Below are 8,450 nucleotides of genomic sequence, written 5' to 3'. Positions count from 1 at the left end.
GCTAACAGTTCCTACTGCCAAGCCTGTAGTGGACTTTCACCACCTAGCATTTGCGCATGCTGGGCGCACAAAAAGGACTGTATTCCAAATCAACTTGGGGTACAGTCCTTTTAAACATTCACTATTTCGACAAACATATCCTTCTACAAACATGCTATACTGTAATTTGGCATCTTAGAAGGGAGGATTTATTTTGGGATTTATTGAAGCTTATATTTCTTTTTGGAAGAATTATGTGAATTTCACTGGTCGTTCATCTCGTTCAGCCTATTGGTATGTCGTTTTGTGGAATGCGATTATCATCAGTACTTTTTACATACTCATCCTAGTCTTTGTAATCATAGCCGCAACAACACCTGCGATAAGTGAATCAACCGGTTACTTCGCTTTTATTATGGCATCAGGTCCTAACTTGCTTGTCGTTGGCTTATTGTTTTTATACATGTTAGCAACGTTCATTCCGTTGTTAGCGTTAATGGTTCGTCGTTTGCACGATTCTAACAAGAGCGGTTGGTTCGTTTTGCTTAGCTTTATTCCATTTGTAGGTAGTATTATCATGATTATCTTCATGTGCCTGCCCAGCGAACCAGCGATTAGTAAGGATTTTGACTTTTAATGTAGTAAAGAGGGCGTGAATATCGTCCTTTTTTGTTTATTATTAGACATTCACCTTGTATATCTGCTATAAAGGAAAGAGATATTGAATAGAAAAGAGTGAGCCATTTGTGGAAAGCATTTTTTAGCGGTATCGGAATTACCGCACTAGTTATCATTTTTGCGCTACTAACGACCGGATACAGCATGTCATCACTGTTCTCTTTTGTATTAATGGTCCTAATTTTAGCGTCAATCATCTGTTCTGCGCTCGTATCAGTGGGCAGATCCGAAAAACCAAATCGCAAAATTCAATTACGATGGAGCATCTTACTAGCCGTCGCAGCGATTCCATCTTTTATCGGTTTCATAATTAGCTATTACTTCACGTAAAAGGGTCTGAGACATAACCTAAAATAAACCGGCGACAAGCGCTCGCATTCAGGAATTTGGCGGACTTCCGGTTCTCATGTACAGTCGTACACTCCGCTTCCGGCTTCCACAAAATCCCCTGAATACAAACGCTTTCGCTCGATTTGTGTCAAGCAAGATTCACATCCTACTCGAAAAAAAGGATTTGTGATATCTTGCTTATTTTGTATGAAAATGAGTTTTGTCCCGTACTCTTTTTGCTGTTTATTCAAACGCTGCAATAAACGCTGGTACATACTCAGGTAAATCCGGTGGGCGGCGACTCGAAATAATGTGCCCATCTGTCACTACTGCTTCATCATGCCAAATCGCGCCAGCATTCGTCATATCATCTTTGATACCAGGCGTACTAGTAACGTTCACACCATCTAGAATTCCTGCCGAAATAAGTACCCACCCAGCGTGGCAAATTTGACCAATCGGCTTCTTTTTTTCATCAAAGTAGCGCACAAAATCCAATACTTTATCAAAACGGCGTAATTTGTCTGGTGACCAACCTCCCGGAACCAAAATACCATCGTAATCCTCCACACGAATGTCTTCAAAACTCAAATCACTCGTTGCAGGAACACCATATTTACCGTGATATACTGTACCAGCCTCTTCTCCGACTAAATGAACCTCTGCTCCAGCTTCACGAACACGTAACACAGGATACCATAATTCTAAATCTTCAAAATCCTCACTAATTAGAGCGATTATTTTTTTGCCTTGTAGTCTCATTTCATCGTCCTCCTTCAAAATTTGCTTGCTCCAAGTATAACAGTCGAAGGGAGATGCTTGAAGTGATTTGCTTATGAGATTCATGGCGCCAGACTCTGTACCATTTAGATAGATGGGCGCTCATGGAATTTCAAGGAACGAATGCTCGCTACGCTCGCACTCATATTGCAGCTGTAGCTCACTTTGTTCGAACAGCTGCAACAAAAAAAGCCCAGTCAATTGACTAGGCACGCCATCATGTTCGAATGTTTATGCTTAACGGGATGAGGCACAAACAAAAACTACATGGCAAATGAGATGAATGAAAACAAATAACGGTTATCGGTGCGAAATCATATGATAAACACAAGTGCTTAACATTTGGAAGATGGATACACCGAATTCCATTATAACCATGATAGGGTCTTATCCCCACAAAAATAGACAAGCATTGTATACTTTTGTCGAAATAAGAACTTACACTAAATGCAAGGTATATATACATTTTACTTTTAATAGTCGAAAAAAGCAAGAGAACAAATTGTGTAATTTTTGTGACTAAAACAATTTACTTTATAGGCTTTTATATAGCATTTCGCAAAAAAAGCGCTTACTTAACAACTTTTTTGGCTATCCTAGGTATTACACGTAATTCTTTGCTTTGACATACGAACAGCGGCGAACGGAATTAAAAATAATTCCCAATCTAGTTCGGGAATTATTTTTTCCTAATCGGCTAATTGTATAATCATATTACAGATAATTGCTACAATTGGAATCAATGCGAATAATCCCCATGACCAATTACCTCGATGTGTTTTTGCTCCTTTTGCCTGCTCCAACTCATTTACCTGCTGACGTAAACTCAATACTTCGAGTTCTAAATCCTGTACTTTATCCTCAAGATCATACAATCGTTCTTCCATGATTATCCCTCTTTTCGTCCACTTTAATAGCTTTATTATATCTCAAATTTGCGCTCTATGTCATCATACCTTAGTCTGATTAACCTAATAATAGCAATTGCTTGCAGGCTTTGCTACAATAAGATAAATAGCTTGAATGAGGTGAAAAAAATGAATATCCACACGGAAGAAGCCGTTGTAAAATTAATTCTTCATGGCGGAAATACACGAAAAGAAGCTTACGCTGCTATTGCCGCTGCTGAAAACTATCATTTTGAAGAGGCAACATCTCATTTACAAAAGGCAACAGTACAATTTGCAGAGGGGCATGCTTGGCAAACAAAATTGGTTTCTCGCCGTAGCACAGATAAGGAAATAACGCCATCCTTTTTATTAGTTCATGGCCAAGATCATTTAATGACCGCGCAAGCCGAGCTTAATCTAGCAAAACAAATCGTTCGCCAATATGAAAAGCAGAGCGAACTCGAAGCTCGCATAGTCAAACTAGAACAAGCAGACAAATAAAAAAGATATGAAGGTAAGTTCAGAGCAGCGTGTAACGATGCTACAACCTTACCTTCGTATCTTTTTATCTTATACCGAGTGCAATCTTAGCGTAGCGCGACATCCGATCTTTCGTCCAAGCCGGCGTCCAAACAAGATCCACTTTCGTATCTTTAACTTCCGGAATATCTGACATTGCTACACGCACCTGATCAGTCAAAACTCCAGCAAGCGGGCATCCCATCGTCGTTAGTGTCATCGTTACCGTGCAAAGTCCATCCTCATCCAAGTCCACGTCGTAAACTAGCCCAATATTAACAATATCGATACCTAGCTCCGGGTCGATTACTTGCTCTAACGCACCCATCAAATTCTCTTTTAGTTCTGCATCCATGAAGTAGTAGCCTCCTTTTGATTTCCTCTCATTATTGTAACATAGTTGAGAATGATTTTCATTATAATTTTTCTTCTAAAAAACCAACACCCGCTAACATTCCCTCAATCGAAATTTTGTGTTTCGCCTTTTCATCCACCATAAAGGCGACATTATCCGACATATCCTCCTCAACCAGCGCCTCATATAACTTTTCACTATATTGAAATGGCACAACATCATCCGCTTTTCCATGCCAAATCATCAACGGGCGATTTTTTAATTTAGTAGGTGCTGCACTCAAATCATACGGTGCCAGCTCACGAATCCGTGCATCCACATCAAACGGAAACTCAATGCCCTGCTTTATGACACCCTCTGCAAGTGCCTTCGCAAAATGACCATAGTATGAACTTCCCGCGAGACATACCCCCACTTTTAACCAATCGTACTGCGCCAGCATCCCGTAGCTCGTAATCGCCCCCATTGAAAATCCGCCGACTGCAAGCCTCGATGTATCAATCAGCCCCTCAGCATCTAGCATATCTCTAAGTATAGGCAACTCATCAATATTTGCACGAACGGTATCCCAAAAATAAATCGCCTGTTCCGTTTCCGACTCATCTGCATACCGTTCTCCATGCATTCCTGCGTCTGGCAATATCACACGCATGCCTCGTTGCGCTAATAAATAAGCGTACGGCAAATATAACTCCTTTTGCGATTGAAAACCATGATAAAAAAAGACAGTTGGTAATTTCTCAGTCGCATGTGTTGCGTCATAAACATGTAAAACCGGAATTTCTTTTATCCACTTATGTTCCACTTCAATCATTGGTAAGCCTCATTTCTATATGATTTATTAAGCTTCTGTAAAGCACTTAGGCGTTTACAAAGAGCGCCCGAACGTCTATCATAAAGGTACACTATCTATTCTATCACTTTATCAAAACAGGAACTAGATATACGAATTATGGAAAGAATGAGGAGACAAATATGACAAAAAAACTAATCGTGCTCGATCTCGATGGCACCGCTTTAAAAAGTGACCAAACCATTTCAGATCGAACAAAAAAAGTACTAGAACGCGCTCGAAAGAAAGGTCACGAAATCATGATTGCTACCGGTCGCCCCTACCGCATGAGTCATATGTATTATTATGAACTTGGCCTTGACACGCCAATTGTGAATTTTAATGGTGCCGTATTCCATCATCCACGTGACATAAATTTTAGTAGTGCCTATCACCAAGCCATTGACTTAAAAACAGCGCATGAACTACTTGATTTTTCAACCAATTATGCGTTAGACAATATTGCTGCAGAAGTACAAGACAGTGTGTTTCTGCGTGAACGAAATGCCAGTGTACCAGACATGTTTCAGCAAGGTAAAGATAATGTTTTTATCGGCGATTTACGAAACACAATCACAACCGATCCCACATCCCTGCTGTTCTTTGCAAGCCATGAATTGTTACAAGAAGTTAGCAACCACATGGATTCACGACTTTCCAACATCGTAACATACCGCAACTGGGGCGCAGAATGGCCAGCAATGGAAATGACAAAATTCGGCGTGCATAAAGCGATTGGAGTTCAAGCTGCCAGCCGCTTCCTCGGCATTGATCGAAAGGATATTATTGCTTTTGGTGACGAAGATAATGATCTTGAAATGCTTGATTTCGCGGGCGTAGGCGTTGCAATGGGGAATGCGATTGATTCCCTCAAAAACATAGCAAACACCGTAACACTCACTAATGAAGAAGACGGAATTGCAGTATATTTAGAAGAAAACCTTGGCGTTTAAAGTTGAATATCCCAACCTTGAACTAGAGAAACATTAACATCTAATCTTACAAAGTTTCAAAAAGCGCTAAAAAGCTACCAATCGAGCTTTTTAGCGCTTTTTATAAATTAAGTTTCTTCTAAACGCATTTCAGTTTTAAGTAACTCAACAAACTTACCAAATTTTTCATTATAGTAATCCTGCTCAGATTCAACAGGAAGATATACGTTAGTCAAAGTAGTTGCAGTTTCTTTGCCCTTTTTCCACCAATAAAATAACCCTTGCGTTGGTTCTGTTCTATTAGAAACATGACATTCTCTATTAAGAACGGAGGCAATCATTTGCGCAATTTCTTTATTTTGTACTGTTCCTCCATTCAAAACTAAGGGATTCTTATCATAAGTAACCGGCAATAAAGAGAGGATATATTTAAGATTGAAAACTATACCTTCTAAAACGGACTGAATAATTTCCGGACGTCTATGAGTAATCTTTAAGCCTTTAAAACTTCCTGTTTGTTTTTCATTCCAAATCGGAGCACGCTCTCCTTGCATATATGGGAAAAAAAATAAGTCAGGTGCTTTGCCCAAATGCTTTAATTGAGCAAATATTTCAGCCTTGTCATCATAAAACAAATCACTAAGCCACTCTAGTACTATTCCTCCATTATTTGTAGGCCCACCAACTACCCACTGATCTGTATCTAAATAATAACAAAAACTTTGCATATACGATCCTAGATATCGCGTTGTAGATAGTTGCCTAATTGATCCACTAGTTCCCAGAGTTAGACTTTCTGCGGTACTATTTTGTTGTGAGCTAGCTAAAGAAGCTAAACACCCATCGCTAGCGCCTATCATAATTTTAGTATTTGGTTTTAAACTTAGTTCTAGTGAAACTTTTTTTGATATGTTAAAAATTGTTTTCGGATGAACAAGTCGTGGCAGTTTGCTGTCTGATAATTGAAGAAACGATAATATATCTTCGTCCCATTTAAAATCCATGCTATTGAACAATCCCGTCGCCGAAGCTATTGAAAAATCTGTCACAAACTCATTTACAAAATAGCTCATTAAAAAAGATTTCATGTCATGCCACGTGGAAACATTATTAAACCAATCATTGGACTCCTCTTTAAAATGTAATAACTTGGCGAAAGGACTCATACCATGAATAGGCGTTCCTGTTTTATTATAAAATAAAAAAGTTCGTTGGCTATTTTTTTTGAATTCTAAAACTGTATCTGCCGCCCTATTATCAGACCATAGGAACATCGTATCATGCTCTGTTTCAGGAGATATAGGAATTAATGTATGCATAGCAGTACTAAAGCTGATAGTATCTATATCTGAGTAGAGAGCCGTTATTTCTTTAATGTTTAATTTGATACTTGTTAAAATATCTGTTGGATTTTGGATAGCTTTATCGGCTTCTTTAAAAGTCTTAATCCTCGCTGACTTAGTATATATTACTCTTTCTTCATTGAAAATGACAAATTTAATTGAAGTCGTTCCAACGTCTATTGCTAATAATAAATTTTCCATACTATCACTCATTTTTTAAGTTTCGTCCCCTCTAAATAGGTAATATCCTGTAATACAGCTCCCTACATACATTAATGTGTCCTCATGATGCAAATACTTCGTCATGAGGACTCAAATTATATTTTCTAACCCTTTACGTTAATACACCTGACATTACTTTTCTTAGCTAGCCACGAATATATACTATTTCCAGTCGCGTTCATCTGGTAACTCTAATACCCGATTTTGAATAATTGATTTATACCATTCAGCTGATTCCTTTTTAGAACGCGTTCTTTTTTCATCTAGTTCGATTCTTATTAGCCCATATCGATTTTTGAAAGCGTTCATTGGAGAAACACAATCTGTAAATGCCCATAACATGTACCCTTCACAAGATGATCCTTCTTCAATAGCTTTTAGTAGCCATTGGATGTGCTGCTTAATAAAATCAATTCTATAGCTGTCATTTACAATCCCTGCATCATTCATATAGTTTTCTTCATTTTCTCTGCCCATACCATTTTCGGTGATAAGCCACGGGATGTCTCCATAATTTTCTTTTAAATAGTGAGCCATATCATAAACAATCTTCGGATATATTTCCCATCCTCGTGAGTCATTCATTTTTTTCCCAGGTAAATCAAAATTCTCAAAGAACATTTCAGGATGAAACGGCGTCGCGTTATTCCACTCATACCTCGGGGCTTTGACTCTTTTTGGATAGTATTGATTAATCCCTAAAAAATCAAGTGTATTCTCTCTAATCACCGATAAATCAGCTGCAACAGGATTAAAATAAATATCAAATTTAGTACATAACTCAATAAGTTCTGATGAATACTCGCCTTTCACCATAGGGTCAAAAAATACCCGATTATAAAATAAATCATACATTTCAGCAGCTTTTTTGTCTTCTTTTGAATCTGATCTTGCATATACCATCTCAGGATTTAGCACACAACCAACTCTTCCTGTTAGTCCTAAAGAGCGGTATATCTTAACTGCTTGGGCACTCGCTAATACTTTATGATAATTCCATAACATCCATTTTCCAGTGTTCTGCTCGTGAGGCCATCTGATAGCATCTAGATAGATACGTGTTTGAGGAACTATCGGTTCGTTGAAAGTAAACCATTGCTTCACTCTGTCTCCGTAGCGCTCAAAAGCTATCTTTGCATAACCGGAATACAAATCTACTACTTTTCTTGATGACCACCCATCATATTTTTCAGATAAATAAACCGGCAATTCATAGTGTTCCAAGCACAACATAGGTTCAACACCGGCTTTTAACAATGCGTTTACAACGTCATCAATATGTTGCGCATAATCCTCATCAACAATTAAGTTCTCATAATCAGTAAAAAAGCGGGACCAATTAATAGAAGTTCTATAATGAGTAAGGCCAATCTCTTTCATTAAGTCAATATCCTCTTGATACTGTTCCATAAAATTAGTCGCAACTGCGGGCCCATATCCATTATGCCAAACAAATTTTTCGTTTTTATACCACGAATCAGGGTATGAATCTTGTCCTTCTTTCTTTCCTTTCCAGCCCTCCGTTTGCCACGCTGATGAAGCCGCGCCAAGAATAAAATTTTCTGGAATTGATAGTTTCATATTATTCCT

At 38.4% G+C, this 8,450-nt stretch carries 10 protein-coding genes; 4 read left to right on the top strand and 6 right to left on the bottom strand.

The annotated features are described in order from the left end of the window. The first annotated feature begins 193 nt into the window (after nucleotides 1-193). Together R8925_RS13790 and R8925_RS13785 are read left to right on the top strand one after the other, a co-directional pair. A complete protein-coding gene (locus R8925_RS13790) occupies nucleotides 194-616 on the top strand; it encodes a DUF805 domain-containing protein (RefSeq protein WP_430536372.1) in 423 nt (140 codons plus the stop codon). Between the two features lie 107 nt (nucleotides 617-723). After that, nucleotides 724-987, top strand: coding sequence for a hypothetical protein (locus tag R8925_RS13785; RefSeq protein ID WP_430536371.1), 264 nt, complete (start codon nucleotides 724-726; stop codon nucleotides 985-987). Between the two features lie 243 nt (nucleotides 988-1,230). Here the strand turns inward: R8925_RS13785 and R8925_RS13780 are convergent, their stop codons facing one another. Beyond that, nucleotides 1,231-1,749, bottom strand: coding sequence for a type 1 glutamine amidotransferase domain-containing protein (locus R8925_RS13780; RefSeq protein ID WP_430536370.1), 519 nt, complete (start codon nucleotides 1,747-1,749; stop codon nucleotides 1,231-1,233). Nucleotides 1,750-2,456: 707 nt separating this feature from the next. After that, nucleotides 2,457-2,654: a hypothetical protein gene (locus R8925_RS13775; protein WP_430536369.1), complete on the bottom strand. Its 198-nt coding sequence runs from the start codon at nucleotides 2,652-2,654 to the stop codon at nucleotides 2,457-2,459. A gap of 150 nt (nucleotides 2,655-2,804) precedes the next feature. Between R8925_RS13775 and R8925_RS13770 the strand changes: the two genes are divergently transcribed. After that, entirely contained in the window at nucleotides 2,805-3,158 is a 354-nt protein-coding gene (locus R8925_RS13770) for a PTS lactose/cellobiose transporter subunit IIA (RefSeq protein WP_430536368.1), read from the top strand. A 64-nt stretch (nucleotides 3,159-3,222) separates the two neighbouring features. Here R8925_RS13770 and R8925_RS13765 read toward each other — a convergent pair whose 3' ends face one another. Continuing rightward, nucleotides 3,223-3,531 (bottom strand): metal-sulfur cluster assembly factor, encoded by a 309-nt coding sequence (locus tag R8925_RS13765; protein ID WP_036070487.1) that lies wholly within the window; start codon nucleotides 3,529-3,531, stop codon nucleotides 3,223-3,225. A 61-nt stretch (nucleotides 3,532-3,592) separates the two neighbouring features. Continuing rightward, nucleotides 3,593-4,345, bottom strand: a complete 753-nt coding sequence (gene yjfP / locus R8925_RS13760; protein WP_430536367.1) for an esterase — start codon at nucleotides 4,343-4,345, stop codon at nucleotides 3,593-3,595. Nucleotides 4,346-4,506: 161 nt separating this feature from the next. Here yjfP and R8925_RS13755 point away from each other — a divergent pair, with 161 nt between their 5' ends. After that, nucleotides 4,507-5,316 carry a Cof-type HAD-IIB family hydrolase gene (locus R8925_RS13755; RefSeq protein WP_430536366.1) on the top strand — a complete coding sequence of 270 codons (810 nt, stop codon included), beginning with the start codon at nucleotides 4,507-4,509 and terminating at the stop codon, nucleotides 5,314-5,316. Between the two features lie 107 nt (nucleotides 5,317-5,423). Here the strand turns inward: R8925_RS13755 and R8925_RS13750 are convergent, their stop codons facing one another. Beyond that, on the bottom strand, nucleotides 5,424-6,851 hold the full coding sequence (locus R8925_RS13750; protein ID WP_430536365.1) for a gluconokinase: 1,428 nt from the start codon (nucleotides 6,849-6,851) through the stop codon (nucleotides 5,424-5,426). Nucleotides 6,852-7,022: 171 nt separating this feature from the next. Continuing rightward, on the bottom strand, nucleotides 7,023-8,441 hold the full coding sequence (locus tag R8925_RS13745) for a glycoside hydrolase family 1 protein (RefSeq protein ID WP_430536364.1): 1,419 nt from the start codon (nucleotides 8,439-8,441) through the stop codon (nucleotides 7,023-7,025). Nucleotides 8,442-8,450 lie beyond the last annotated feature (9 nt).

Origin of the sequence: Listeria rocourtiae subsp. hofi (assembly GCF_963575615.1) — a bacterium.
Lineage (GTDB): Bacteria > Bacillota > Bacilli > Lactobacillales > Listeriaceae > Listeria_A > Listeria_A hofi.
The sequence above is the reverse complement of the archived record's forward strand: the minus strand, read 5'-3'. Positions and strand labels throughout refer to the sequence as shown.